Raw genomic sequence first — 25,092 nt, 5'->3', positions numbered from 1 at the left:
TGTAGGCCGCCCTTCCAGGCCTCTATGGCGTCACTCTCGGCGGCTCCCGCTCCTGGGCTGCGTTGATCGACATCTCAAACACGTCCTAGTCCAGTGTCCTGCGCCGGGAATTCGATCAAGATATGCGGCGAGACGCTGCGGGATTTCGTCGGCGTCCTTCGTCCAGACGAAGGGCTTCGGGTCGTCGTTCCACTGTGCGATCCAGGCGCGGATGTCCCGTTCCAGGGCCTGGAGGTTCTTGTGGACTCCGCGTCGTATCTTCTTGTCGGTCAGGAGGCCGAACCATCGCTCGCCCTGGTTGAGCCAGGACGAGTAGGTGGGCGTGAAGTGCATGTGGAAGACTCCGACGGCGGCCCGGCGGTGGATGGCCAACTCGGCCTCAGCTCGGCGGCGCCTGCGAGCTACAGTGAGCTCGGACAGGTCGCTGATACCGAGGGGTCGGGCGACCTCGGCGAACTTTCCTCCGGGTGCAGGTTGTTGGCGGGTCAATTGTCCAGCGACATTCTCTTGCCCCCGCAGATGAGGTTCCTGGCCAAAGAGGCACGGGTGCCGTGCAGGGGTAGGGGCGTTGCCCCGTCAGTGCGGACGGTTGATGGGCAGATGGCGCCATGCGCGTGAGATGCGCACCAGTGCCGCGATGACGCCGATACCGAAGACGGCCGCCCCGAGCGGAACGTTGCGCAGTACGCCGAGGGTGATCCCTGCAGCGATGACGAGCAAGGTGCCTGAGAACACCACCTGGCGCTTCGGGTCGCTGAGCTTCCAGAAACCGAGGAGCGAGAACACCACCCACACGACGAGGAAAACGATCGATATCAAGACCATGACGTTGCGCTCCTTGGCAGGACACCTGGGAGGGAGCGTGGAGCACCCCCTCCCAGGTCAGTTTCGCATCACCCCACGTTGTAGGCGGAGTCCCCGCTCGAAAGGTCGAAGCAGGTCTTGCCCGCGCGGTTCACACCCGGCCCATCGGAGAGGTCGATGCCCCAGGGATTGCCACCATGCCCGGAGAGCTGGTCGCAGTATCCGTAGGGTGTGTCGTTGCCGTTGACGGCCGCGACTCGGCTGAAGGACTGGAAGTCACCGGTGATGACCGGCTCGGATGACATGACCATCCCTCCGTCCAGCTTCATCGACTCGCCATTGCGGTAAAGGTACTGGTTCGGCATGAAGCTGGAGCGCAGGATCGCGCTGCTGGAGTTCTCGCTGTACCGCTTGCGGATCTTGCCGTCGGAGCAGGAGATGAAGTTGAGCTCCTGCCAGATGGGTGGCGACTGGGTGAAGATCGATCCCGTGACGCCGGTCTTGAAGAAGGCGTTGTAGATCTCGCCCATCAGAGAACGCACGGCCTGGGGTACCACCGTGCCCGACGTTGAAGCTCGGCCCCGCCACGCCGCGACCTCGGAGTCCACCTTGGAGACCCCCAGCATCGGCCGGTAACCGATGGAGCCGCCAGCTGTGTAAGTGGCGGCGACGCACTTGCCGTCGGCGCCGGAGGCGGCGTACCCGCTGGTGTTGGTGATCCCAGGCTTGTGTCCAACAGGCGCATACGCGCGGCCCGGGATGATCCCCGACGTATTGGTGTCCGTGGTGACCGTGCGTCCGTCATGTTCGTTGAGGTCCACGGCCGAGTAGTTCAGATCGGGCGGCGCAATGCCGTAGTCCCTCTGGATGGCCTTGAAGGTGTCCATCACGAAGTCCGGCAGGTGTGTGTCCGCGGTCCGGGAGTCGTAGTCGACGTCCTCGCTGCCCTCGATCACCGTGCCGTCGTCGGCGGCGATATAGCTGACCGTGGCCTTGCTCTTGATCTTATAGGTGCTGTCGTTGGTGTCGAAGTACGACGGCTTGGTGCCGCCGGGACGGTCCTGGTACCGGTTGGAGTAGTGCATCCAGGCGGGGATGCTCTTGCCGTCCGGATGCTCGGTCGGGTGAGTGCCCGATTCTCTGATCCAGGTGTTCCAGGTGCCCATGGCGGCCTTGGTCTCGGGCTTCACACACCCTGTGGATGGGCTGTCGATGCAAGTGGGCAGGTCGAGCACGGCCTTGGAGGTCTTGATCCCCCAGTCGTAGAGGGACTGCCTGTCCTTGAACGGCGTGTCGAAGAACATTGTGCTCGCCGGATCGGTGTCGACGTTCTGGTCCTCGTCGAAGAACGCGATCGCCTCGACGGTGTCCTTGACGTATCGGCCGCTGATCGGCTGTACGGCGATCGCGTCGAAAGCGACGTCCTGGTCGCCGGTGCCATCCCTGGTGATGGTGGACAGGTTCACGACCGGTGCGGCGTCGAACATGAAGGCGCCGATGGACACCCAGCGGTTGCCGCTGCCGGGCTGGGAGACCACGCGGGTCTTGGTGCCGTACTTCGTGGCCACCTTGTACTCCGCGTACTTGGTCTGCGCCCCGTGATCGGGCAAGTGCACCCATACCCTGGCCGCACCGTCGACCGTCTGGTTCAGCTTCCAGGTGGCCGTCATCTTCAGCCGCTGGCCCTTGGCGTCGTTCTGCCGGGTGTGGCCAAAGTAGAAGTGACCGCCGAAGCCGGCGCCGAGCTGATGCAGGTCAACCTTCGCGGGCCAAGTGCCGATGATCGACTGGCCGTCGTGGGCCAGCCCGGCCTCTCCATCGCCGAAGTCGAGGGAGAACGTGCCCGCGTTCAGGCGAGCCCTTGCCGTCCGCCCACACCGTGTGCTGGACGATCGCCTCGCCCTTGGTGGACAGCGTGGCGTCCTTGTCCGCACCGGCCAGTCGCGTGACCGTCCTCGGCAGGCTTTTCGCCGCCTTCACACTGCCGGTCAGGTACACCTGGCCGGCCCGCCGGGTCAGGCCGGTGTCGGCCAGAGGTCCCGAGCCCAGCCCGGTTATTTTCTTGTCCGCCCAGCGGCGCACCAGAGCGGTCTCGCCCTGGTTGAGGCTGTCGCGCTGCACGCGCTCGAGGAAGACGTAACCGCCGTCGCTGTCCTTGCTGATGCGGTAGGGCACGGTGCCCGTCGTCGCAAGTTTCTTCTTCTCGCCCTTGGCGTCGATCTCGACGAGCGTCCGTCCGACGGCACCCGCGACCTTCCCGCCGCCGGCCGGGACCGAGGAGGTGACCTGACCGGTGACGGTGACGGGCGTGCTCAGCTTGCCCGTCGCGGCATCGACGTGGATCAGCCGGGTCTGCTTCTTGTCCTCACCCGGCGACTGCGTCAGCACCGCCTCCTCGCCCGTGCCGCAGCCCGGGTTGAAGTAGGACAGCGACGCGTTGACGTTCAGCTTCGACACCGCGCCGGTCACCAGGTCCACCACAGCGGTGAACCCGCCCCGGGCCATCAGCCGGGGGTCGTTGGTGAAGGTGCGCGGCGCGTAGACGACGACGGCGCGCTTCCCGGAGCCGGTGACGCACGCGTTACCGATCCACTGGTCGGCGTCGAACCCGGGCTCGGCCAGCGAGGCGAGGGTCTTCCACGCGTAACCGCTCTTCTCCGTCGCGGTCAGCAGGTGGAAGCCTTGCGCGTCACCGGTCGTGGTCCAGGCGACGTCCGCCGACTTCTTGTATTCCTCGCCCAGTACCTCGGCACGGTCACCGGCCGGGACCGAGTCGGGCGTGGGCTTGGCAGACGACGACGCGGCCGGGGAAGCGGGGTCGTCCGCCCAGGCGGTCGCCTGCAGCAGTCCCGTTAACATTCCGCCGGCTGCCAGTACGGACAGCGGAGCCCTCAGCCGTCGGTATCTGCGGTATCTGTATCTGTTGTTTCCGTGCGTTCTCAACCGTTCTTCCTTTCAGCGGTGCACATACCTCGACGACGAATGACCCGGCCCGTGTCCAAAGGACGCAGCGGCCGGGATTCTGTGAGGGATCTTTTTGGGGCAAGGGGCTGCAGACGGCCGTGGAAGGGCAGCGTGCGAGCCTGTAAATCGGACACACGCGGACGTGTTGAAGGGGGCGTGACAGCTTTTCCGGGGATCGTGACGGGCAGGATCACCCCTCACGCGCATCAGCGACACGGTGCGGGATGGTGAAGTCGGCCCGGGGCGCGGTGCCGGTTTTTCGACCGGTCCGTTTCCCCGGAGCCGCTTCCCGGACCGGGCATGCGACTTGTCACCGCACCCGGCTCTCAACAAGCCTCAAGGGCTTCGCGGTGGTTGTCCTCATTTACACCGAGACCTCACCGGAGACGAACGCTCCGAATATCTGCCGGGCCAATCACATCGCCCAGCCTGTTGACCTCGATACCCCGGCCGTGTCCCTGGCCTGACTCCACGAAACGGGGTGCAGCTCGGCGTGGTGACGGTGACCACCACCAGAGCGGCGATTGACGCTTTTCTGTGAGGGTGTCAGCTCCGGGTGACCGCGACGATGTCTATGTCGAGGTCCTCCGGTGCAGGTGTCCCGCCGATGTCCGCGAGCATCTGGCTGTTGCCGTGTTCCGTTCCTGACGGGACATCGGGGAAAGCGAAGGTGTACCGCTCGTCGAATCCGTTGTCTCCGCGCACGCGCACTGTGGCCGAGATGTTCGAAGAGGTGTCCTTGTCGTTGGTGACAGAGATCGCCACATAGGCACCGAGTTCATCCTGAGGCGTGACCCGCACCTCTACCCCCTGATCGGACAGAACCCAGTTGTTGCCCTCCTGGACGGCCTGCGGCTCCCGCGGGGAAGGTGTGGAGGACTGTTCAGGCGGCGTGCCGGCGTCGGACGGCGATTCAGGTGCACGGTGGTCTTCCGCAGCCGTGGACGCGCTCGGCGCGGCGGCCTGTGCCGATCCGGTCGGTCGGCTTGCGGTTTTCTCTGCCCCGCTGGCACAGCCGGTCAGCAGGATCCCGACAGCCGCAAGCAGGGGGAGACCCCGCACCGCGGCCGGTGCGGGGGCTCGGTGGAACACTATGGACATCAGTTGCAGGACCCCACCGTGCGCAGAGCGTCGACCATGACCTTGCCGTTGCTGTTCTCCATGTAGGCGTACGCCGTGCCGCAGTAGCCCCGCTTCTGGTGTACGGGTCCCGCGTACTGGGAGTAGGCGCCGAAGTCTTCCTTGTCGGGGTCGGCGGTGTAGTTGGAGCTCAACCGCACGCCCATGTAGCGGGTGAGGCCGCTGTCGTTGAAGAAGACGGCGCAGATCGGTTTGTCGTAGATGCGGGAGCCCGTGGTGGTGCCGTTGGTCCACGTGTAGAGCGTGCCGTACACGGAAGTGTGGGTCGGCAGCCGCCAGGCGCCCGTGGAGATCGTGTAGCCCGAGCCGCACACGTTCGCGGCAGCGGCAGCCAGTGTCTTGTTGTTCTCGATGACGGCCTTGGTGTCCTTGCTCGCCGCGGTGTCGACCGACAGGCCCTCAGCACCCTGGACACTCACGGTCTTCAGCGACTTGCTCGGGCCCGGCTGGTCCCCCTGGACAGCACTTGCCGTGGTGGCCATGCCCGCCGTGACGGCGAGAGCGGTGGCGGCGACAGCGGCCCTGAGTGCGGTGCGGCTGTGTAAGAGCGCACGGGACATGGGTGGTTCCCCCCTGGAATACTTGAAATCCCACCAGAATATGTGCAGTTGCACAGTGGTGGTTGAGTGGTCGCTGGAACCATACTCAGCGATGGACTTTTAGTCAGTGCGAATATGTGTGCCCCGTGTCACATGTGTGTTCACTGTGAAGGTTGTGGATGACACGCGCCGTGACTGACTGATACGTTTCAAGTGACCACTGAACCGAACGTCGGTTCTCAACGCGCGCTTTTCACGGGGGAATGCTGCGCTATGTCCCACGACGCCTAGCGTGTCACCTTGTCGCCCGTCGCACGCACGTGCCCGGCGCGGCCGCACCCCAGACCAGTGCGGCCGGTGACCACGCAACCTCTCGGCCCGCGGGACCGCCACTCTCTCCTTCGCTGACGGCGCCGTGCATTCCATTGCAGATGGAAAGCACAACTCCCAAGAAAGAGACTCCACTTGAGACGCAACGCCATGCTGAGGCCTGCGCGGATACCGGTGACGGCAGCCCTCACCCTGGCTCTGTCCTCCGGTGTCGCCACGACGCAGGCATTACCTGCGGCCGGCCCGCAGCAGGAAGCCAAGGGCTGGTCGGCACCGGCCGCCCGTGACCCGGGGACCAAGCCCGGCGAACAACCCGACGCCGTCGGTCAGAGTCGACCGGCCTTGGACTACCCGATCATCAGCAACTACGCCCTGTCGGCCCAGTCGTTCCACCCGAAGATCGGCGGCGCCCGCTTCTACGCCGACTCCCTGGAGCGCACCTTCACCGGCATGGGCCTGTAACCCGCGCTGCCGTCCTCAGGGGCCCCGCACAGGCGGGGCCCCACTCGCCCTCGACCCGGAAGGGACACCATCATGAGGAAGCTTCTGCCCACCACCGTCGCGGCCGGCGCCGCCGCCCTCGCACTCGTCGCCCTGGCCGCGGCGCCGGCCTCGGCCGGCACCGCCGACTCCCAGTTCGACGTGGTCTTCCCCGGCGACAAGCCGCAGACCACGTACTACGTCCAGAACACCGCGACCTTATCCGGCAGCATGACCGGCAAGTCGGTCATGAGCTGGCAGATCATGGACGACCAGGTCGTCGACAACTCCAAGCGGTTCACCAGCTTCGAGATCACCACGCGGATCGAGGAGCGCCTGACCAAGACCACCGAGGACCACGTCGTCACGTCGAAGACGTGCGACTGGACCAAGCTCGTCAACGACAACTACTCGTGGTTCCTGCTGGAGCCCGCGAACACCTGCGTCGCGCCGGCCGCGGTCTACGACGGTGAGCTGTGGTGGTCAACGGACGCGACGGTCGTCTACGACATCGAGGATGACGGCAAGGGCGCCATCACCCAGGAACTCCTCGGTTCGCCTCTGATCCACGGCTGACATCCGCACCACGCCGGGTCCTGAGTACCTGTACTCAGGACCCGGTCCTGCCCGCCGGTGCACCGGTAGCAGAGCCGGCAGGCGGCGTGCCCCGGCGCGCGCAACACGCCCAGCTCCGTGTCGACACAGCTCTGGAGATCTACTTCGCCGATCCGCACAGCCCCTGGCAGCGAGGAACGAACGAGAACACCTATTGGTGCAGCCTTGGCGGGCCGGGCCTCTTCGACGGGAGACGTTCGGCGGGACCGTCGGGTGACTCGGAGAACACGTGCCGAAAGGCTTTCCGTTGAGATGTCCACGGCGGTCCACAGGGCGAGAGCCCTGGCCGGGAGTGACTTGATAGAAGCCTGCTGAGCCGTCAACTCGCAATAGGTCTGTCCCCTGGCCAGGGCCCTCGCATCTGTCCCGTCATCCGCGACAGCAGACAATGAGGACAACTCGATGGTGACAGTGGGGATCGACCCGCACAAGCACGTCCACGTCGCAGTGGCCGTCGATGCTGACGGCAGGCGGCTGACCAGGCCGTTGACCGTCAAGAACGACGCGAACCTGATCGGCGTCCTGCTCAAGTGGATCCGCACGATCGCCGACGGCACCCCCGTCACCTGGGCAATCGAGGACGGCCGTGGCTTCGCCCGCCGCCTGGCCGACGGCCTGCTCTTGGCCGGCCACGAGGTGGGCAACGCCCATTCTGCTACAGCGTCGTGTGGCTCGACCTGCCCGCCGACGGCGCCCCGGACCTGGGGGAGATGCCGTTCGAGTGGACCAGTGTGTACGTCGAGGGACCCGACGAGATGGACGAGCTCATCCGGCAGGCGGCGGCGACCGTGGCCGCGGCAGCGGACACGGCCCGGATCATCACCGGTCACCAGTTCTGCGCCGACCTGGCCGTACTACAGGCCAACGCACCCACGGACGCGATCCCTGCCCTGCAGGCAGCCCGCGCGCAGTGGAGGCAGCGCCGCGACGCCGACCTGAACGTCGGCCACTACGTCGACACCCGGTATGACGCCGGGCATCTCCTCACCGGGGCATCGCGCCGCCTCGTCGACGTGTGTACCGAGCTCGGTCTCGACGTCACCCAGCCGGAGCTCCGCAAGGCATCCATGCCCGTCTGGCACCGTCGGTGGATCGAGGACGGCGAGGAGGAGGGGCGGGAGCGCGTGAGCGTCTCAACCTCCGGCACTCCGTTTCCACCGCCTACGTCGCCGCCCGAACGGCCGGCCTCGCCGGGTGGCCGACCGAGGGCCTGAACGTCAACCGCGCCATCGATGAGGGCGCGAAAGGCGCCTGGTCCTGGCTGGACAACCCCACCTTCACCGCCCTCCTGGAGGACACGTGCCCATCCGAGAGTGCCGCGTTATCGCCGTCGAAGGCACCCAAGCGGCAGGCAAGACGACGTTCGTCCACGCGCTGACCGCGTACCTGCGGGAACAGAGCATCGGCGTCACCTGCACTGGTGAGCCCGCCCGAACAAGCCCGTTCATGGAGGACATCGTCCTTCACGGTGAAGGGAACTTCGACCTGGTCGCGGAACTGGACCTGTTCGCCCAGCACTTCACCGTGCCCCTTCGCGCCGCCCGGCACCACCAGGTCCTCATCACCGACAAGACCCCCGCGAACGTCCTTGCCCTCGCCGGTCTGGTCCTCGACGCGACCGAGCCGGGTACCGCGGCCGTCCTCGCCGCAGCCGAAGCGATGTCTCGGGCCTGGATGCCCTTGGCCTACGACGCGATCGTGTATTGCCGGGACCGTTACGACCAGAAGGCCGGCGGCGACCGCATGCGGGAGAAGGTCCTCGACATTCAGGACGAATCTGACACCGCTATTTACGAGGCGTGCCGCGCAATGGGTGTGCCGATGCTCGAGATGCCCACGGGCCTGACCGTCTCCGAGCGTGTCCAGTGGACTGTGGAGCGCGTTGGCACCATGGGCTGGGGCTGATCGCCATCTGATTCCGGCTAGAGTCCCCTACCGGTAAGGCGCCCCACCGGTCGGAGGACAGGCACAGTGCCCCAGCAACCCGTGAACGACGTGATGCTCATTCTGGAGCGCGACGGAGCCGTGTGCCTCGCCGAACGGCAGGGCACCGGCTACGCCGACGGGATGCTGAACCTGCCCTCCGGGAAACTGGACGAGGGCGAGGAAGTGTTCGATGCCGTGATCCGGGAAGGGCGGGAGGAGACCGGCGTCATCGTCGTGCGGGAAGCCCTGCGGATCGTGCACGTCATGCACTTCCGCAACCCAGAAGGGGAGCCCCGGGTCGGCTGGTTCTTCGCCGCCCGGCGCTGGGACGGCGAGCCACGGAACATGGAGCCCCACAAGTGCGCGGGCTTGTCCTGGCATCCGAGTGACCAACTCCCGGACAACACCGTCCCGTACAACGGGCTGGGTATCGCGCACTACCTCAAGGGCGAGCCGTTTTCCGTGCACGGCTGGGATCGGCTGGGAGAGGCCTGCGTAGAGCACGACGTGTAACAGATCGCGGCCGTTGACGTTCGGGCAGTGGAAAGGGTTGCGCTCTGTGTTACCTCCACAGCGATCCGGACGCACGGTGACGACCGCGACAGTTCCCCTTTCGCCCGCGGCCAGTCGCTCTCACATGCAGAAGAGCCTCTTCGCGTGGCTCGAGCCTGGACGGTTCCCGAAGCCTACGAGACCGCGGTACCCGGGTTCCGGGACCCAGAGACGGACAAGGACGCCGACTAAGGGCTCGGTGCCGGCAAGACCGCGGCGTTGGCCCTGGACTGTCAGCCGGCGACGGGCCACGTGCGTAGCAGGGAGGCGATCCTCGCGGCCGTGCATGCGGGGTCGCGTAGCATGTCGCGCAGGCTGAGTGCGTCCTCGCGTGTGGGTTTGACCGGGATCCCGGAGGCTTCCAGGTACATCACGCCCGTCGCTGCGGCCACGGCCATGTTGGAGCGCTCCAGCCAGCGGCAGCGACCGAGGATGTGTACCAAGGCGGCTGCTCGGGCGAAGGGACCGTCGTAGACGGGTTGATCCAGGAGTTCCGCCTTGTGGCAGGCGATCGCGGCCACCGGCACGCCATAGTCGTCCGGGGACGGGTCTTCGGAGCCCGCGATCTCCGCGACCTGCAGGATCCAGGGGACGTCGATGTACAGGTCCATTACGCGGCGTGTGCCCCCGTGGAGCGATGGTCGCCGTCTTCAGCCTCGTCAAAGACCGCCTTGTGCTCGTCGAGGAAGCGCCTCGCAGCGTCCAGGCCTTGCTGCCGCAGCCCGTCGACATCTTCCCGCACGAGAGCAGCGATGTAGTCGCCGACGCTCATGCCGCGGTCCTTGGCCCGGGCCGTGGCCAGTTCCGCGATCTCGTCGTCGACGCGCCAGCCCTTCTGTGTCTTCGCCATCCTCTGATGGTAACAGCTGGTACCAACGATGGAATGTTGGGAGCTCGGCAGCGTCCCCGCTGGTTGCCGCTGGTTCGGGAGGGATGGGGTGTCCTTCCCGGAAGACATACTCGCCTGAGGCGGAAGTTCAATCCGCGAAGGCGGTCACGCACGACGCCACGTACGGCTCCGGGGTGGCCAGTGAGGTGACGACGTGGCCGTCGACGGTCACCGGCAGGTCGAGCGGCATCTGGAGCAGCCGCTCGGAGCGGGACCCGTCGAGCTGCTCGGCCGGCACCAGCGTCCAGACCTCGGTATCCCCACCTCGAACAGCACGTTGAGCATGTCCCCGGCAGGAGGCCGCAGCGGGGCCACGGGCAGGGCGGCGAGGATCGCGTCATGCATCGGCGGGTCACTGTCGCGGGTGGGAAGCCGCAGACCGTACGGATCGAGGTCGTGCAGGCTGACCGCAGACTTGCAGACGGCGGGGTGTCCACGCGCGAGCACTGCATGCAGCGGCTCAGACCAGGCGCGCACCACCGTCACCGCTGCGGAGGTGAGCACGCCAGCAGGTTGAGCAGGCCATGGAGCAGCGCCGAACACCGCGTGCATAGAGCTCGTAACACGATCTTGTTAAGATGCCCTGGTCGGGCGTGACCGGTCAGGCGATTCGGCCGTTCGTGAGGCGTGAGTACTCGGCCGTGGATCGTGGACGACGACTTGTGGGCGCTGATCGCACCGCTGCTGCCACCCTGGCCAGAGCGTTCGCCGGGGCCACGGCCGGTGGCAGACCGGCTCTGCCTCAGGGGCATCCTGTACGTGCTCTACAACGACATTGCCTGGCAACTGCTGCCGCTGGAGCTGGGGTACGGCTCCGGACAGACCTGCTGGCGTCGCCTGGAGCGATGGCAGCAGGCCGGAGTCTTCGACCAACTGCACCGAATCCTGCTCTCCGAGCTGAACGCGGCCGGCGAACTCGACTGGTCACGGGTCTGCGTGGATGGTTCTCACATCCGCGCGAAAAAGGGGGTGCCGACACCGGTCCGTCGCCGGTCGACCGGCGCAAGACGGGCAGCAAACACCACCTGATCTGCGACGGACGGGGCACCCCGCTCAAGGTCATTACGACCGCGGCCAATGTCAACGACGTCACCCAGACCCTCGCCCTGGTTCGATGGCATCCCACCGGTGGCGGGCCGCCCCGGCCGTCCTCGCAAGCGTCCCGAAGCCCTGCTCGGTGACAAGGGTTACGACTCCAACCCGAACCGCGCCGAACTCCGCAAGCGCCGGATCCTGCCTGTCATCTCCCGCAAGGGCGCCCCGAATATCCAGGGCATGGGCAAGCTCCGTTACGTCGTGGAGCAGACCTTCGCCCTGCTCCACCACTTCAAACGCCTCGCCGTCCGATGGGAACGCCGCACCGAACTCCACGACGCCTTCGTCTCCCTGGCCTGCAGCCTGATCTGCTGGCGACGCCTCAAGAAGGCACCTTCTTGATCGTGTTACGAGCTCTTGGGCGAGCGTTCTCCAGGATCGCGTCTTCCAGATTCGCACTGAGTAGATTGGCGTTGTCCAGGTTGACGTCGCTGAGGAACGCAGCGGACAGATCTGTGTTCTTCACAGGCGGATCATCCGTCCTTCCGTGCATGGGTCTCCAGGCCGGACCGAGGTCCGCTCCGGCGAGGTCCGCGCCGGTCATACGTGCGTTGGTCAGGTTCGTGCCGCTCAAATCTGCGCCGCGTAGGTACGTGCCGGTCAGGTCGATAACAAGCCCATCACTGCCCCAGCCAGGTCTTCTGTTCCCGAAGACGCTGAGCGCGGCTTCTACGTCGGTCGCCGGCTGTTTCAGCCCCGGGCCGTCCTTCTTTGGTTCTACAGCGTGAGCACGGACATAGGCGGAAAGCACGTTGATGATGGTGGCGTAGTCCCGTGGAGAGTCCTGCATGATGCGTTGCAGGGCGTAGATGCCGCCCAGACGGACATCCTGCGAGTCGTTGCCAAGGTTGGCGACGGCGGCGTTGTACCGATCGGTGATCTGCCCTTCGACGGTGAGGGCTTGGTCGCTGCTGACTTGCTTGATCGATATCAAGGTGGAGGCGGCCACGACCAGTGTGGCCATGGTGGCCAGCAGGCCGACAGTTCGCTCCAGCCGGGGCCACCAGCTCGCTTCGCTGGGCTGGGGCGTGTTGGCATCTGGAGTCCCCAGAACGGCGCGGTTCACGGCGGCCCTGCGCACCACAACGAACGTAGGAGAGAGACAGTTCAACTCGGCGCCCCAGGGGGGTGGATGTGATCGGGAGCGAACCGTATGGGCGCTCCTGACCTGGGGACGGCGGCGGCGCTCAGGTCCCCTCGTGCCTGGCGGCGGCAGGGCTCACCTGAGCCCGGGCATGGGCTTGGTACGTCGGAGGACGACGCCTGGTCTGCGCAGGCGCAGGAGATCCCCGTCGGTGTGTGCAAGGCGCGCCGTGAAGCTTCGTCGTGAGTGCTCTGCCGAATCCACCGCTCCAGTGGCGGAGTCAACGGCTTCGGCGACGGTTCCCCGCCGCCGGAGCCGCTCCCTTTTCCCCTATCGCAATGCCAAACCGCGGTGCCGTTGCGGACGCACAGGGTGGCATTTTCCATACCCCCATGATTCCGGGCTGGCTCCGGCGCGTGCCACTGCCGAGCATGGTCATGCGGGCTCGGGACACGAGCCGGAGAGGAATGGATATGTCTGACGTAGACACGATGACGCAATCCCTCGAAGACCAGGTGCGCGCACAGGTCTTCGCTTGGCGGGACGCGTTCGTCTCGAAGGACGTCGATGCGATCATGTCGTTCTATGCGCCCGAAGGCTTCACCGCCTTCGACCTCATGCCACCGTTCGAATTCGGCGGGGGTGAGATGTGGCGCCGCAACTGGGAGGAGTTCTACGCCGCTTTCGACGGCCCCCTGAGCCTCGATGTCGCAGATCTGCTGGTCTACGCGCAGGGCGAGCTCGCGATCGCCCGCTGTGCCGTTCGCATGACGGGCACGATGTACGGCCGGCCGATGGACTCCTGGGTGCGCACGACCAACTGCTTCCGGCTGATCGACGGCCAATGGCTCATGATTCACGACCACGTCTCCTGGCCGATCGACTTCGCCACGGGGAAAGCCCTGATGGATCTGACCCCCACGGGGGCCGCCCGATGACGGAAACCCCCACTCCCGAACGCCACGAGCCGGTATCGGGGTCGGCGGCCGAGGAGATCCTCGACAGCATCGCGCGGTCGTTCGTCGATCCGCTTCGTTCGCCGGTGTTGTGGACCCCGGCGGACCGCGGTCTCGACTACGAGGACGTCTCCTTTCCTTCCGCCGACGGCGTGCCTCTCGAAGGATGGTTCATCCCGGCAGAGAGCGACGACCTGATCATCCTGAACCACCCCATGGGGTTCAGCCGCGCCGGGCAGCCAACGCACCTGGAACCGTGGCAGTCGATGTGGGGCCCCAGCGGGAACAAGATGGACGTCGACTTCATCCCCGACTACGCGATCCTCCACGACGCCGGCTACAACGTGCTCACCTACGACCTGCGCAACTTCGGACTCAGCGGATCGGCGAACGGCGGAGCCGTCACCAGCGGTCTGTTCGAGGCGCGCGACGTCCTCGGTTCCCTGCGCTACGCCCGCAGCCGACCGGACACCGCGACGATGCGCACGGCGCTGTTCAGCCGCTGCCTCGGAGCGAACTCGACGTTCGCGGCCATGCGCTCCGATCCCGGCGCCTTCGACGGGGTGCGTTGCCTCGTCGCCTGCCAACCGGTCTCCGACGTGATCATCATGGGCCGTCTCCTGGACATCGTCGGCGTGGGCAGGGAACACCTACCCGATCTGGACCACCGCGTGACGCTCGGCACCTCAGTCCCGTTTGCAGCGCGCCCCGACGCCACATGGGCGAAGCACGTGACCATTCCCACCTACTTGTACGCCGTCCACGACGACTCACTGACCGAGCCACACGACATCGAGACGATGTTCTCGGGGTTGCACACCGAGGACAAGACACTGCATTGGGTGGAGGGCACCACCCGGCGCTGGGACGGCTACCTGGAATTCCAGCGACGCCCCCAGCTGATCCTCGACTGGCTCGAGGCGCACATGGCACGGTGACGTCCAGTGACGTCGGCCTGCCATCATGGGAAAGGTCATGGATGACTTTCGCAGGAGCGAGCTGGGCGCATTCCTGCGCGCCCGTCGGGAACAGCTACCGCCCGCCGAACCCCCCGGGGGTGCACCGTCCTCGCGACGGCGCACCCCCGGGACACGTCGGTCGGAGGTCGCCGCTCGAGCGAAGATCAGCGTCGAGTGGTACACACGCCTGGAACAAGGCCGGGGCGGCCACCCGTCGACGCAGGTGCTGGACGCGATCTGCGACGCACTGCAACTGCAGCCGGAGGAAAGAGAACACGCCTTCCTCCTCGCCTACGGAAGCAGCGGCGTCCTCTACGAGGACCTCAGCGCGCCGGCGCAGGTTCACCTGCAACGGCTCGTCGACCAGCTGGGCCCGTGGCCGGCGTACATCAAGTCACCTTCCTGGGACGTCCTGGTCTGGAACACTCCCGCCGCCCGGGTGCTCACCGACTACGCCGCACTTGCTCCAGCAGAACGCAACGTGCTGCGCATCCTGTTCCTGCACTCCGACTCCCGGCGGCGTATCAAGGACTGGGAAGGCGAGGCGAAACGCACCGTCGCCACGTTCCGGACGGAGCTGGTCCGCTGGGGCGACCGCTCGGCTCGCGCCTCGACGCTCATCCGCGAACTCACAGAGGCATCTCCGGAGTTCCGCACCATCTGGAAACTGAACGAAGTGGGCCACCTCGGCGAAGGCGAGAAGACCCTCCTGCTCCACGACGGCACTTTCGCGACAATGCGCTACGAGTCACTCAGCCTTGACGCCTACCGCGGCCTTGGCCTGGTCACATACACCCCCGCAGACAACCATGATCCGCCCCCGACCTCGCGCCACGTGACACTTGAACCATCCACAGCCGACGAAATCGGCAACGGTCGCTGAAGTCGAGCAGGGCAACACGGGCCGGCCGGACAGTGCCGCGGCCCTGCTGATCACCGCCGGCGACAACCCCGAGCAGCTGAGCGGCGAGGTCTCCTTCGCCGCGCTGTGCGGCGCCGGCGCGCGGGCCCGCGTGACCGCTGGTCTGGCCCGGCCCAAGGCGATCCGATGAAGCTGTGCACTGCGTGCCCCGGCCCGGGGCGTTTCCTCTGCCACGACAGCTATTGAACCGACACCAGCGCGGCGTGTTGCTGGTTAAGGAACATCTCCTCCAACCGCCCGTGAGCTGTTTTGCAGGGAGAAAGGGGATCACATACGCGTGGTCTATCACTATGGGTAATTGCTTCCAGGATCTTCCCGGCCGGGGTTCGGTGTTGGTTGCCTGGCCGCTCTGCTCACTCGGTCATTCCTCTACGGCTGTGTCGCCGTAGCACCGCGCGACCTCGTGGAACGCCTCCTTGGGTCTGCACGCGCCGTCGCCGGTCACCGCCACGAGCCCGAAGCCGGCCTTGTCGAGGTCGAGACGAGGATCGTCGTGATGCGGGAAGTCGGGCATGGCGAAGGTGAACACGAAGCATCCGTGCACGCCCTCCGCGTCGTACTGTTCGATGAGTTCACCGAGGTAGCGGGCCTGGACGGCCTCGTCGCGGGGGTGGTCGCCGCGGATGCGCGGGGGTGCGGCGAACCAGTTGACGATCCAGAAGGAACCGGCTCCCCGCTGCTCGGCTCCAGTGAAGGCACCGCACCCGAACTCGGTGATGACGACGGGCTTGTCGTGGTCGCGAACCAGGCCGCGCAGGCGGTCTGTGTAGGTGGTGTGGTTGCGTCGGGAGCGGTAGAGGCTGACGCCGACCAGGTCGAACAGCGACCAGTCGACGTGTTCCCACCCGGCCGCGGAGTAGGTGACCGGCCCGCCGAAACGGCGCCGCGCGGTGGTCACGGCGAGGGTGAGCAGCCTGTGGAGCCGCCGGTCGATCCTGCGCCGCAGCACGCGGTGGAAACGCACGATCAGCTTCAAGCGCAGGAACGACCGAGGTCCGGGGACGATTCCGGGCACGGTGTGGGAGAACTCGCTGCCGACCAGCAGCGTCACCCGGTCCGGGTGTTCCCGGCGAAGTTCTTCGGCCACCTCGGCGACGGCGTCCAGGTGCTCCAGCAGCTTCGGCTCAGGCAGCTCGGGAACGTTGGGCCGGATGTAGATGCCAAGACCGGTCTCGAGAGCGATGCGGGCGGCATCGATCAACCGCCCCCCATCGGCGCCGATGAGCATCACTGTGGTGCAGCGCAGATCCCGGGCGATGACCTCCAGGTCCCGCCGCACGTCATCGGTGCTCGCCTCGCCGACCAGGTAGGAGATGCCGCGGACTGTCAGCATGCGCTCGGCTCCTGTCGACGCAGACGGTGGGCAGCCATGACGAGAAGGGCGGCGACACCACCGAGCATCGCGGCGTTGACCGCGTACTTCACCGAGCCATCCACGTCGCCGAGCGGTTCGACCAGGAAGGACAACCCGGCACGGACGACGAGGGCACTGCCCGCGGCGGCCAGTACGTGCCGGCGGCCCCAGCCCTGCCGGCGCGACCAGCGCAGCAACAGCCAACCGAGTACGACCATCGCGACGACGTTCACCGTCACCCCCACCCAGGTCGCCGGCAGCAGCTGATTGGCGCACCATGCGACCCCTGTGACACCGCCGACCAGCCACCACGACGGCACCTTCGCGGCCGACGGGGCCTTCGCGGGCCGGACGGTGAACGCGGCGGCGATCAGGGCGATGGCGACCACTGCGGCGCCGGTCAGCTGCGCCGGGCTGGCGGTGGAGTCCGCTGCCGTGTCGTTGAAGATCAGTGCGGCGCTCAGCGCCCACAGCAGCACCATGACGCCGACGCCGACCGGGCCCAGCCACCGCCGGTTCGCGATGCGCGGGGCACAGGATTCGACCACCGCTATCGGAGCGGCGAAACTCCAGATCACATGTCCCCCGACATAGTTGAGCAAGCTCGCCGCATCGACCCCCAGGCCCGGGATGAGGGTGACCAGCGCCTGGGTCGCCCAGTCGGGATCATCGGCGTCGACCTCATTGTCGAACAGGCTCTGGTCGATCAAGCCGGCCTGGATCACCCCAAAGGCCGCGCTCAACAGCAGGATCGTCGGCCAGCCGCGACCGGTGCGCCGAGTGATCTCGCGGATGAGCAGCGCGACGGTTCCGTAGAGCGGCGCGAGGATGAGCAGGCCCGCCAGCAGCTCCAGCGGCCGACCAGTGCTTTCGCCGTAACCGATGAGGTACTCCGCGCTGATCGGGGACAGCACCAGCAGGCCGGCCACGGCCGCCCAGCGGTGCCGAAACCGCGGCAGTGCGGCAGGGGGGGACAGTGCGGGCATGAGAATCCTCTGCGTGGTGGTTCAGCGGTCCGGGTCGTCATCGGTCCGGTCGACACTAGAGAGACCGCCGACAGGCGGGCATCCGCCTTCCGTCCAGGAGCGCACGACTTTCGGCTAGAAGTGCGCGGCCCCCCCGTCCATGCGCGGCTGGCTGTGGAGGTGACTGCGGGCTGTCACGTACAAGACCACACCGCCGATCCGCCTGAGCGTCGCGCTCGTGTGACCTGTGCGTTCTTCGAGCGCCGTTAGAGACCATCCGCAGGAAGGCAAAGCGCGCTGTCGTACGGGTCGGGCGGGATGTGGAGGGTGGCGGTGTCGTAGTCGCCGAAGCGGAGCACGTTGTCCCTGCGGTGCGGGCTGAGCGCGGCGGATGATGCTGTTGGCCATCAGGTCGAGGAACTTGACGGCCTTCTCCTGGAGTTCGGGGTCGCGGGAGCGCAGGTAGCCGTCCCCGCCGAAGTGCAGCCACTTCGTGTACCCGTTGTATGCCTCGGCCTTGTTCGTCGCTCTGGTGATCTGCTCCCGCAGCTGTGGATCTGACAGGTAGCGGAGCAGAACGATCGTCCGGACGGCGCGGCCGACCTCGCGGAAGACCCGGTAGATCTGGTTCTTGCGGGAGTGGTTGTTCAGGCGCCGCAGGAGGGTGACGGAGGACACGGTGCCTTCCCGTACCGACACGCCGACCTGCATGAGGTCCTTCCAGCCGCTCTCGATGAGCTGCCAGTCGATGCAGGTACGCGGGTCGGCGGAGAACAGCGCGTCGGTATGCCGGTAGCGCGTCCGGGAATCGGGGCGGTGGAAGGTGAGGTCCTGGAAGTTCCGTATCCGCGGCAGCAGGTCGATGCCCAGCAGGTGGGCGAGCCCAAAAACCGGGAAGGACTTTATGTGGACAGTTCAAGTTGATCATCTTCCGGTGTGTCGTTGGAGTCCTCGAAAGGCTCGTTGAGGTCGGCCAGTAGTTTCTCGATGCGCTGGCTGGTGCAGCGGTGCCGTTCGGCCTCGCGGTCCCAGCCGCGCTGGGCGGCGTCCAGGGCGAGGGTCTGCTCGACCCGGCGGCGCGTCCGTAGCCGTGGTGCGTACTCGGGTGTGGTGACGAACTTGGCGCAGGTCAGGTAGAGGTCGCACTCGCAGGGTCCCTCGGCGGGCAGGCGCAGGCACCGGCCGAGTTCGAGTTCGGTCTTGAAGAAGTTCGTCTTCAGCCAGTCGACCGATGCGTCCGGCAGCGCGCCGTTTCTGAGTTCCTCGGCGGCCGGGCCGGCGATCGTCGCCCCGGGTCCGAGGACGGCGCGGTAGTCGCGCAGTACTTCCTGGTCGCTGACCTGCGCGTAGACGAGGGCCATGCTCACGGAGGTGTGCCCAAGCACCTTCATGATGGTGTGCAGCTTCGCACCGCGTTCGGCGAGCTGGGTGCCGACGGTGTGACGGAATCGGTGGGCCGAGACGGTGCCGCGGCCGGTGCCGTCGCGGCCACCTGGGCGGACGAGGCCGACGGCCTTGCAGGCGTCCTGGATCGAGGTCTCGAACAGGTAGTAGGTCGACAGCAGCTTGCCGTGGCTCATGAACAGGTAGCGGATCTCCTCACCGGTGCGCTCGTCGGTGAAGGGTCGCTCGGGTGCGTGTCTGCGCAGGTCGATGACCTTTTGCAGGGCCTCGGCGGCGTCCTCGTGCAGCGGGACGACCCGCTCTCGGTAGGTTTTGCGACCGGAGAGCCGCAGTCGTGGGGTGCCGTCGGGGTAGCGGTCCAGGCAGTCGACCGGGAGGCGCTGGATCTCGGTGCGGCGGGCCCCGGACCAGCGGGCCACCAGCAGGGCGGCGCGTTGGAACGGGCAGGCGATCGCGTCGATGACCGGCATCAGCTTGTCGAGTTCGTGGTCGGGGATGAACCGGGGCACCTTCTGAGGGAACTTGGGTGCGTCCCCCGCGCCGATGAGGGTGTAGCCGGGTACGTCTGGGTACTGCCAGATCGCGGTGTCCCGGAAGAACTGGGAGAGGCCGGAAATCCGCTGGATCCGGGACATCACGCCGAGCGGCTTGCCGGTCCTCTCCGTCGGCGCCTCGGCGATGTGGCCGATCCATCCGAGGCAGTGATCCCGTGTGACGTCGGCGAACGTGGTGATCCCGGGGTGGTTCTCGCCGAGCCAGTTGCCGAACACGCGCACCGCGAGCTCCAGCTTGTCCACCGTCGACGGGGCGTCGGTCAGCTTGCGGGCCGCCAGCCACTTCTGCGCAACGGCGAGCATCCGCGGCGGCAGCTCCATGGGCGGTTTCCAGGACGGCATCAACTTGCGTGGCTGAGTGGCCACTTGGCCCCGGTGGAACAGCACGACCTGCAACTGGTGCAGGTGGGTCACCCACTGCTTGGAGGCGTTGTCCCGGTAGTTCTGCACCGACGGGTAGAAGCGGTGCAGATCCTCGCGTTCGCTGAACAACCGGACAGCTTCAAGCGCTCCGGCGATGTGCTCCTCGGTGATGTGCTCCGCCCGCGAGAGGCCGGCGTGCAGGGCGATCCGGCTGGCCGTCCAGTTCATCGCCTGCCTGGCCGAACCTGGGGCATAGCCGAGCGCGATGGCTTCCTCGATCAGGGTGGTCGTGCCCAGGTCGATCCCCATCTCGGCGGCCGGGTCCACCACCCGGAGCTGCCCGGCGCCGAGCATCCACGGGTAGTCTAAGGCGATGTACCCACGCAGAGCGAGGAACAGCAGGTAGGGGCGGGCGTAGAAGGAGATCGGGAAGGAGGGTGCCGTGTGCGGTTCGCCGGGCAGACGGCCGACCCGTTCCACCAACGGTGCGGCGAACCAGTCGGTCATGCTCGGCCATGCGTCCATGAACGCCCGGTAGCGTCGCAGCTTGGAGCCGCGGTAGCCCGGATGGATGTCCTGCCCGTTGAGGAACGCGAGGTACTCGGCCTCGGGACAGTGCCGGGCAGGCCGCCAGCACCGTGGCGGTGCCACCGCGAGTGCCGCCGCGGTGGAGACCGGTCCGGCCCTCACTTGTCGGCTCCGCCGCGGCCCAGTTGGTCGAGCGCCTGGTGATAGTCGGCGACGACGGCAGGATCGGAGACCCGGGTGTAGATGCGTGTCGACTCCGGAGAAGCATGGCCAAGCCGCTTCTGGAGCGTCAGTTCCCGCATGCCGCCCTCCCACATGCTGGTCGCGTGGGTGTGCCGGAGAGCGTGCGGGGTCACCCACGGCTCGCGGATCTCGGCCCGGGTGCAGGCCCGGGAGAACATCCGCACCAGCCCGTCGTAGCTCAGCGCCTCCAGGCGCCGGGTGCCGCGGCCGCCGATCAGGAACACCAGCCGGCTGTCGGCCTCGGCAGGGCGCTCGCCCATCACGTAGGCGCTGACCGCCGCGAGGGTCTCTGCCTCGTGCAGGTCGACGACCCGTTCGTAGCGGGACTTCGACCGGGCGCCCTTGGGATGGTCATCACGGTGACGGACCACCACCCGCCGCCGGCCGTAGGCCAGGTCATCCAGGTGCAGGCCGAGAACCTCGCCGGGCCGCAGGCCGCCGTGGAGCATCAGCAGGACGATCGCCTTGTCGCGCAGGCCGCGGAGCTGTGCCAGCAGGGCCTGGACCTGGTCGTCGGAGAGTGGTCGCGGCACCCGCTGCACGGTCTTGACGCGCACGGCCCGGCGGACGGGGCGCTGTCGGCTGGCCCGGCCCATGAACGGGCGGTGCCTCTCAGAGACTCGCGCGAGCGCCGGGTCCGGCCGCTTCTCCAGCGGATTTGCCCTGTCCAGCAGCCCGGACAGGATCGCGTACTCGTAGAACGAGGAGACCGCCGCCAAAATCCGGTTCACCGTGCTCGCCGCGAGCTTGGTCGCCGGCCCGTCCGCATCCAGGGTCACCACCGAGAGGGTCATCCGACGCCGGGGGCGTCGGGACGGCACCGAGCGCAGGTACTCCAACAGCGCGATCGAGTCCGGCGGACCGAACCGTTCCCAGCTCAGACCGCTGCTGACAAAGAAGAGCCACAGGTGTCGGAGATCGTATGCGTAGGACACCAGCGTGTTCGGCGAGCAGTCCCGGGCCGCGAGGAACCGCAGGAAACCGGAGACCACCTCGACCGGTTCGCCGTTCTCATCGAGCAACTCGACGCGGTGGGACCCGTTTTCCTGGCCTTCTCGTACCCGCATGGACGCCTCCGCCACCGTCGCGTGCGACGGCTCGGACGGCCGCCCTTGCCCCTCAACGAGAGGCAAGGTGTCCATGTAACTAAATGCCCCTGGGTGTCGGCGTGTACGGTGTCCGGCTTGACCTCCGACTCGTTCGTGAGGAGCGAGTCGATGAGGTAGACGGCTTCCCAGACTCCGCAGGGGATGAACCGGGAGAAGAGCGCGACGTAGGTGTCGGAGACGAGGTGGTGGGCGATCCCGCCGTAGCCGCCGTAGAGGATCGAGGCTCGGCGAGGAGGTTGTCGATGACGGTGTCCATCATGGTGCCGTCCACCGCTGCCACCGACCCATCCCCCCACGCCGCCGTCAGGTCCAGGCCGGCGTGGGCGTTGACGACGTCGGCCCCGGACCGGTTGAGGACCGGGATGGTGAAGTGGCGTTTCGCGATCGCGCCGAGTTCGTGCGCGGCCACGCTGCCCCGCATGTGGCGCACCGCCTGGGCGGGGCCGAGTCCGGAACCGTAGACGAACGCGGTGGTCACGTAGCGCGGCAGTGGCTCCTTCAGCTTCGGCTCGCTGCCCGAGCGCGGGCCGGGCCGTTTCCACCAGTGGGTCCAGTGCGCCGCCCGCGCCAGATGTTCCAGCACGCTGCGGGCGGGAAGCCGTTCGGAGAGAGCTTCTTCCAGCTTCTCCGCAGAGGCGGTGCGCTCACCTGCTCTGCGTACGGCGAGGGAGGGGACGCCGGTGACCGGGTCGATGGTGAGGTCCTTGTTGTCCGGATAGCCGGCGTCCACGGTTTCGGCGATCGTGGTGAGCCGCTCGCGCAGCCGAACGGTGAACTCACTCGCGGTGGCGGGGAAGCCTGCCTGATCGCAGAAGCCGGCGAGTTTGGGTTCGCACTGCTCCCAGGGCAGGAGCATGCGGGTCCAGTCACCGTAGTCCTCGGCGCCGATCACGGCGACGTCGCCGCAGCGCAGCTCCTCCACGAGGCAGGCGAACACCATTGCCTCGAAATGGCGGCGGACCAGCATGCCCGGCTGTTCACGGGAGTAGACGGTCTTCAGCCACATCTTCGGCACGAACGACAGGTCCAGCCGTACCAACTCCCCGTTCTCGTCCCTGCGGGCGGGATTGGCAACGTGTACGGCCGAGCTGACCGGTCACACAGCACCGGTCACGGGAGTCAGCTTCGCGCCGGATAGCCGCTTCTTGGCGTCGGCGTCCGCCGATGGCACGGCCCGGGTATGGGATCTGCACGACGGCCAGACCGTGGCCATCGTTCGCAACGACGGCACAATGAACTGCTGTGCGTGGCACCCGGACGGAACGCGGCTGGCGGTAGGCGGGCAACAGGGGCTGTACCTGTACGACTTTCACCGATAGCAGCTGACTGACCCATGCACCGCAGTATTTCCCACACTATTGCCCACAGAGCCCCCATCCGCGTCCAGCGGCATAGCGCTCCCAGGGCCTTGCCACGGGAGATCAGTCGCGCGGAAGCAGGCGGCTCGGCCGGATCTCGTGCAGGTACACCACCGCGTCCACCGACCTCAGCAGATTGACCCGGTCCGGGTCCCGGGGCCAGTGCGTGCCGATCTCGCGTTTGGGCCGGGGAGCGTCCAGCCAGGTGCGGGCGGCGGGTGGTGCGGTGCGCAGGTCGAGGTACCAATTCCGGTGGCTCACCCGGTCCAGGGTGTGCTCGACCGAGCCGGGAGCGGCGGGCTCCACCTCGAACCGCTTGACGTCTTCGTCGACCGGGTTCTGCAAGCCCTGTTCGGTGGCGTGCACGGCGCCCCGGTCGAAGGAGAGTCCCACCGCCAGGTAGCCGCCGCCCAGTCGCTGCCGGAGCACCGAGCCCTGGGTGACGGGAAGGACGGGGGTGGAACTGCTGGTGTACAGGTGGCTGTTGTGCCCGCCGAGCACCAGCCGGTGGCCGATGTGGCGGTGCCACCACAGAGTGTTCTCCGCCATGACGGTGTCGCGGTAGGCCATGGCCGCCGGCGCGGCCTCCGGGTCCATGAGATCGAAGGCATACATGCGCGCCACTTGGTCGACGGCGGTGGCGTGCTGGACCGCCCAGGCATGGTCGTCGTCCATCCCGGCGGGTTCGCGGGCGCGGAGCAGCGCGAGGACGCGGCCGGTGCGCTCGGCCCGGGCACGGCGCTCGTCCAGGGGCGCGGTCGTGGCGGCGCGCATCCACTCGCCGACGGGCAGGGTGGGACGCAGCCCCCGGTACAGCTCGGTGACGGCGGGCAGCAGGTCGGGATGGGCCCGCCGGACGTGGCCGACGACCCGGTCGTACAGCTCCGGTCCGGCGTAGGCGTTGTCGTTGCCGGCGAACCTGAGCGGATCGTCGGGGTGGGCGATGTTGTACGCGCGCATCCAACGGAACATGTCCAGGTAATCCTGGCTGTGCAGCAGCAGGTAGGCGTTCTGGAACTCCTCGGACATGATCCGGGCGGGATCGCCGCGACCGGTGAGCAGATAGTCGTCCAGGCGGAGCCCGGCACTCCAGTTGGCCTCCAGGACGAAGGAGCGGAAGCCCTTCTCCTCGACCAGGTACCGCAGTGCCCGGTGCCTGAAGGTGACGAAGTCGTGGGAGCCGTGGGCGGCCTCGCCGATGCCGACCATCACGGCGCCGCCGACCACCTGCCCGAAGGGACGCAGGTCCTCGAAAGGACCCGAGGGATCGGCGGTGCGCAGGGGACGGGCAGCCTTCTCGAATGCCGGCAGCGGGTCGTCGGCGGTCGGGACAGGCCCGCCCGAGGCCCCGGACCCCCCGCCGGCCGGGGACACCGCGACCACCCCGGGGACGACGGCGAACCAGACGAGCAGCGCGACCGCGAGCCGCCTTGGCATGGAGAGTGTCATGGCGTCAGCTTCCCTGTCCGGGGGTCGGGCCGCGCTCCGTATGCACCCGGCCGGAGCAACGCCGCGGGCAGGGAAGCGGGCCATCGACGTGCTGTCCCAGGTCCTCTGCGTGCGCAGGTGTCGGTTGAGCCACAGCATTCGCTTCCTGAGGGGCATCCGCGCGCATCCGCCGCGGGCGGCGCACCTCGCCGCCCGCTACGACGGGGGCAAGACCGTCAAACGCCCCGAGACACTCGTCGCTCTGCATGATCGCCGATGTCAAGGAACAAGGTGAGAGGTCGGGTCGCCCGGGGGAATCTCACCCCCGGGCTCCCACAGAACCGTGCGTAAAGTCTCCCGTTACACGGCTCTTGCCACCTTGATCACCAGAACATCGGGGTCCACACCCATTGGGCGAAGAGCCTCGGGTGCTGGCGGGTGATGCGCTGCCAGCACGCGTGGGCCTTGTCGAACCTCCGGAGCCGTCTGTACTTCTTGCGGATCCAGCGCATGAGGTAGGCGTTGATGCGC

The 25,092-nt window shown here is 67.2% G+C and carries 25 protein-coding genes and 3 pseudogenes; 11 read left to right on the top strand and 17 right to left on the bottom strand.

Annotated features, from left to right (window positions below; translation table 11 throughout):
- Positions 1 to 30: 30 nt before the first annotated feature.
- The 6 genes and pseudogenes from Q4V64_RS07085 to Q4V64_RS07060 form a co-directional block, all read right to left on the bottom strand.
- Positions 31 to 339 (bottom strand): annotated as a pseudogene (locus tag Q4V64_RS07085) (hypothetical protein); the annotation flags it as partial.
- A 237-nt stretch (positions 340 to 576) separates the two neighbouring features.
- Entirely contained in the window at positions 577 to 825 is a 249-nt protein-coding gene (locus Q4V64_RS07080; protein ID WP_124444186.1) for a hypothetical protein, read from the bottom strand.
- A 68-nt stretch (positions 826 to 893) separates the two neighbouring features.
- The gene (locus Q4V64_RS07075; protein ID WP_124444187.1) at positions 894 to 2,474 is read right to left on the bottom strand and encodes a hypothetical protein; all 1,581 of its coding nucleotides are present in this window, start codon (positions 2,472 to 2,474) and stop codon (positions 894 to 896) included.
- A gap of 85 nt (positions 2,475 to 2,559) precedes the next feature.
- The gene (locus Q4V64_RS07070; protein ID WP_124444188.1) at positions 2,560 to 3,663 is read right to left on the bottom strand and encodes a hypothetical protein; all 1,104 of its coding nucleotides are present in this window, start codon (positions 3,661 to 3,663) and stop codon (positions 2,560 to 2,562) included.
- A gap of 651 nt (positions 3,664 to 4,314) precedes the next feature.
- Positions 4,315 to 4,860 (bottom strand): hypothetical protein, encoded by a 546-nt coding sequence (locus Q4V64_RS07065; RefSeq protein ID WP_303709204.1) that lies wholly within the window; start codon positions 4,858 to 4,860, stop codon positions 4,315 to 4,317.
- Between the two features lie 8 nt (positions 4,861 to 4,868).
- A complete protein-coding gene (locus tag Q4V64_RS07060; RefSeq protein ID WP_253267338.1) occupies positions 4,869 to 5,468 on the bottom strand; it encodes a hypothetical protein in 600 nt (199 codons plus the stop codon).
- A gap of 444 nt (positions 5,469 to 5,912) precedes the next feature.
- Here Q4V64_RS07060 and Q4V64_RS07055 point away from each other — a divergent pair, with 444 nt between their 5' ends.
- The 5 genes from Q4V64_RS07055 (at position 5,913) to Q4V64_RS07030 (ending at position 9,311) form a co-directional block, all read left to right on the top strand.
- Entirely contained in the window at positions 5,913 to 6,239 is a 327-nt protein-coding gene (locus Q4V64_RS07055) for a hypothetical protein (RefSeq protein WP_124444190.1), read from the top strand.
- Positions 6,240 to 6,311: 72 nt separating this feature from the next.
- Positions 6,312 to 6,833, top strand: a complete 522-nt coding sequence (locus Q4V64_RS07050; RefSeq protein ID WP_124444191.1) for a hypothetical protein — start codon at positions 6,312 to 6,314, stop codon at positions 6,831 to 6,833.
- A 704-nt stretch (positions 6,834 to 7,537) separates the two neighbouring features.
- On the top strand, positions 7,538 to 8,086 hold the full coding sequence (locus Q4V64_RS07040; protein ID WP_172629505.1) for a hypothetical protein: 549 nt from the start codon (positions 7,538 to 7,540) through the stop codon (positions 8,084 to 8,086).
- Positions 8,087 to 8,171: 85 nt separating this feature from the next.
- A complete protein-coding gene (locus Q4V64_RS07035; RefSeq protein ID WP_124444193.1) occupies positions 8,172 to 8,777 on the top strand; it encodes an AAA family ATPase in 606 nt (201 codons plus the stop codon).
- Positions 8,778 to 8,843: 66 nt separating this feature from the next.
- Positions 8,844 to 9,311: an NUDIX domain-containing protein gene (locus Q4V64_RS07030; RefSeq protein ID WP_253267339.1), complete on the top strand. Its 468-nt coding sequence runs from the start codon at positions 8,844 to 8,846 to the stop codon at positions 9,309 to 9,311.
- A gap of 272 nt (positions 9,312 to 9,583) precedes the next feature.
- Here the strand turns inward: Q4V64_RS07030 and Q4V64_RS07025 are convergent, their stop codons facing one another.
- From Q4V64_RS07025 to Q4V64_RS07015, 3 genes are all read right to left on the bottom strand, one after another.
- Positions 9,584 to 9,961, bottom strand: coding sequence for a fic family toxin-antitoxin system, toxin component (locus Q4V64_RS07025; protein ID WP_124444194.1), 378 nt, complete (start codon positions 9,959 to 9,961; stop codon positions 9,584 to 9,586).
- Positions 9,961 to 10,200 carry a hypothetical protein gene (locus Q4V64_RS07020; RefSeq protein ID WP_124444195.1) on the bottom strand — a complete coding sequence of 80 codons (240 nt, stop codon included), beginning with the start codon at positions 10,198 to 10,200 and terminating at the stop codon, positions 9,961 to 9,963. The genes Q4V64_RS07025 and Q4V64_RS07020 overlap by 1 nt, the downstream gene beginning before the upstream one ends.
- 127 nt (positions 10,201 to 10,327) lie before the next feature.
- Complete coding sequence (locus Q4V64_RS07015; protein WP_172629506.1) at positions 10,328 to 10,477, bottom strand: hypothetical protein; 150 nt, start codon at positions 10,475 to 10,477, stop codon at positions 10,328 to 10,330.
- Between the two features lie 389 nt (positions 10,478 to 10,866).
- On the opposite strand from Q4V64_RS07015, the pseudogene Q4V64_RS07010 reads away from it, so the two are divergent.
- A pseudogene (locus tag Q4V64_RS07010) lies at positions 10,867 to 11,676 on the top strand (IS5 family transposase).
- On the opposite strand, the gene Q4V64_RS07005 reads toward Q4V64_RS07010, so the two are convergent.
- Positions 11,657 to 12,415: a pentapeptide repeat-containing protein gene (locus Q4V64_RS07005; protein ID WP_124444196.1), complete on the bottom strand. Its 759-nt coding sequence runs from the start codon at positions 12,413 to 12,415 to the stop codon at positions 11,657 to 11,659. The pseudogene Q4V64_RS07010 and the gene Q4V64_RS07005 sit on opposite strands and share 20 nt — an antisense overlap.
- Before the next feature lie 476 nt (positions 12,416 to 12,891).
- Between Q4V64_RS07005 and Q4V64_RS07000 the strand changes: the two genes are divergently transcribed.
- The 4 genes and pseudogenes from Q4V64_RS07000 to Q4V64_RS06985 form a co-directional block, all read left to right on the top strand.
- Positions 12,892 to 13,356, top strand: a complete 465-nt coding sequence (locus Q4V64_RS07000; RefSeq protein WP_172629507.1) for a nuclear transport factor 2 family protein — start codon at positions 12,892 to 12,894, stop codon at positions 13,354 to 13,356.
- A complete protein-coding gene (locus Q4V64_RS06995; protein WP_124444198.1) occupies positions 13,353 to 14,312 on the top strand; it encodes an alpha/beta hydrolase in 960 nt (319 codons plus the stop codon). Before Q4V64_RS07000 ends, Q4V64_RS06995 begins: the two co-directional genes overlap by 4 nt.
- Positions 14,313 to 14,337: 25 nt before the next feature.
- On the top strand, positions 14,338 to 15,216 hold the full coding sequence (locus Q4V64_RS06990) for a helix-turn-helix transcriptional regulator (RefSeq protein ID WP_124444199.1): 879 nt from the start codon (positions 14,338 to 14,340) through the stop codon (positions 15,214 to 15,216).
- Position 15,217: 1 nt separating this feature from the next.
- Positions 15,218 to 15,328 (top strand): annotated as a pseudogene (locus tag Q4V64_RS06985) (IS110 family transposase); the annotation flags it as partial.
- 288 nt (positions 15,329 to 15,616) lie between these two features.
- Here Q4V64_RS06985 and Q4V64_RS06980 read toward each other — a convergent pair.
- From Q4V64_RS06980 to Q4V64_RS06955, 6 genes are all read right to left on the bottom strand, one after another.
- Positions 15,617 to 16,588 (bottom strand): hypothetical protein, encoded by a 972-nt coding sequence (locus tag Q4V64_RS06980; RefSeq protein ID WP_124444200.1) that lies wholly within the window; start codon positions 16,586 to 16,588, stop codon positions 15,617 to 15,619.
- A complete protein-coding gene (locus Q4V64_RS06975; RefSeq protein WP_124444201.1) occupies positions 16,582 to 17,595 on the bottom strand; it encodes a hypothetical protein in 1,014 nt (337 codons plus the stop codon). The genes Q4V64_RS06980 and Q4V64_RS06975 overlap by 7 nt, the downstream gene beginning before the upstream one ends.
- Before the next feature lie 114 nt (positions 17,596 to 17,709).
- Positions 17,710 to 18,480 carry a Tn3 family transposase gene (locus Q4V64_RS06970; RefSeq protein WP_124444202.1) on the bottom strand — a complete coding sequence of 257 codons (771 nt, stop codon included), beginning with the start codon at positions 18,478 to 18,480 and terminating at the stop codon, positions 17,710 to 17,712.
- Complete coding sequence (locus Q4V64_RS06965) at positions 18,477 to 20,585, bottom strand: site-specific integrase (protein ID WP_216377691.1); 2,109 nt, start codon at positions 20,583 to 20,585, stop codon at positions 18,477 to 18,479. The genes Q4V64_RS06970 and Q4V64_RS06965 overlap by 4 nt, the downstream gene beginning before the upstream one ends.
- The gene (locus Q4V64_RS06960; protein WP_124444203.1) at positions 20,582 to 21,733 is read right to left on the bottom strand and encodes a tyrosine-type recombinase/integrase; all 1,152 of its coding nucleotides are present in this window, start codon (positions 21,731 to 21,733) and stop codon (positions 20,582 to 20,584) included. Before Q4V64_RS06960 ends, Q4V64_RS06965 begins: the two co-directional genes overlap by 4 nt.
- 79 nt (positions 21,734 to 21,812) lie before the next feature.
- A complete protein-coding gene (locus Q4V64_RS06955; RefSeq protein ID WP_172629503.1) occupies positions 21,813 to 22,814 on the bottom strand; it encodes a Tn3 family transposase in 1,002 nt (333 codons plus the stop codon).
- A gap of 28 nt (positions 22,815 to 22,842) precedes the next feature.
- Between Q4V64_RS06955 and Q4V64_RS06950 the strand changes: the two genes are divergently transcribed.
- The gene (locus Q4V64_RS06950; protein ID WP_253267341.1) at positions 22,843 to 23,094 is read left to right on the top strand and encodes a hypothetical protein; all 252 of its coding nucleotides are present in this window, start codon (positions 22,843 to 22,845) and stop codon (positions 23,092 to 23,094) included.
- Between the two features lie 102 nt (positions 23,095 to 23,196).
- Here the strand turns inward: Q4V64_RS06950 and Q4V64_RS06945 are convergent, their stop codons facing one another.
- Positions 23,197 to 24,582: an erythromycin esterase family protein gene (locus Q4V64_RS06945; RefSeq protein ID WP_253267342.1), complete on the bottom strand. Its 1,386-nt coding sequence runs from the start codon at positions 24,580 to 24,582 to the stop codon at positions 23,197 to 23,199.
- Positions 24,583 to 25,092: the final 510 nt, after the last annotated feature.

The organism is Streptomyces sp. NL15-2K (assembly GCF_030551255.1).
Classification (GTDB): domain Bacteria; phylum Actinomycetota; class Actinomycetes; order Streptomycetales; family Streptomycetaceae; genus Streptomyces.
The sequence above is the reverse complement of the archived record's forward strand: the minus strand, read 5'-3'. Positions and strand labels throughout refer to the sequence as shown.

Coding starts and splice junctions, on each gene's coding strand:
- Q4V64_RS07080 (WP_124444186.1), bottom strand. CDS start 825: ATGGTCTTGATATCGATCGTTTTCCTCGTCGTGTGGGTGGTGTTCTCG.
- Q4V64_RS07075 (WP_124444187.1), bottom strand. CDS start 2,474: ATGACGGCCACCTGGAAGCTGAACCAGACGGTCGACGGTGCGGCCAGG.
- Q4V64_RS07070 (WP_124444188.1), bottom strand. CDS start 3,663: ATGTTAACGGGACTGCTGCAGGCGACCGCCTGGGCGGACGACCCCGCT.
- Q4V64_RS07060 (WP_253267338.1), bottom strand. CDS start 5,468: ATGTCCCGTGCGCTCTTACACAGCCGCACCGCACTCAGGGCCGCTGTC.
- Q4V64_RS07050 (WP_124444191.1), top strand. CDS start 6,312: ATGAGGAAGCTTCTGCCCACCACCGTCGCGGCCGGCGCCGCCGCCCTC.
- Q4V64_RS07025 (WP_124444194.1), bottom strand. CDS start 9,961: ATGGACCTGTACATCGACGTCCCCTGGATCCTGCAGGTCGCGGAGATC.
- Q4V64_RS07020 (WP_124444195.1), bottom strand. CDS start 10,200: ATGGCGAAGACACAGAAGGGCTGGCGCGTCGACGACGAGATCGCGGAA.
- Q4V64_RS07000 (WP_172629507.1), top strand. CDS start 12,892: ATGTCTGACGTAGACACGATGACGCAATCCCTCGAAGACCAGGTGCGC.
- Q4V64_RS06995 (WP_124444198.1), top strand. CDS start 13,353: ATGACGGAAACCCCCACTCCCGAACGCCACGAGCCGGTATCGGGGTCG.
- Q4V64_RS06990 (WP_124444199.1), top strand. CDS start 14,338: ATGGGAAAGGTCATGGATGACTTTCGCAGGAGCGAGCTGGGCGCATTC.
- Q4V64_RS06980 (WP_124444200.1), bottom strand. CDS start 16,588: ATGCTGACAGTCCGCGGCATCTCCTACCTGGTCGGCGAGGCGAGCACC.
- Q4V64_RS06975 (WP_124444201.1), bottom strand. CDS start 17,595: ATGCCCGCACTGTCCCCCCCTGCCGCACTGCCGCGGTTTCGGCACCGC.
- Q4V64_RS06960 (WP_124444203.1), bottom strand. CDS start 21,733: ATGCGGGTACGAGAAGGCCAGGAAAACGGGTCCCACCGCGTCGAGTTG.
- Q4V64_RS06945 (WP_253267342.1), bottom strand. CDS start 24,582: ATGACACTCTCCATGCCAAGGCGGCTCGCGGTCGCGCTGCTCGTCTGG.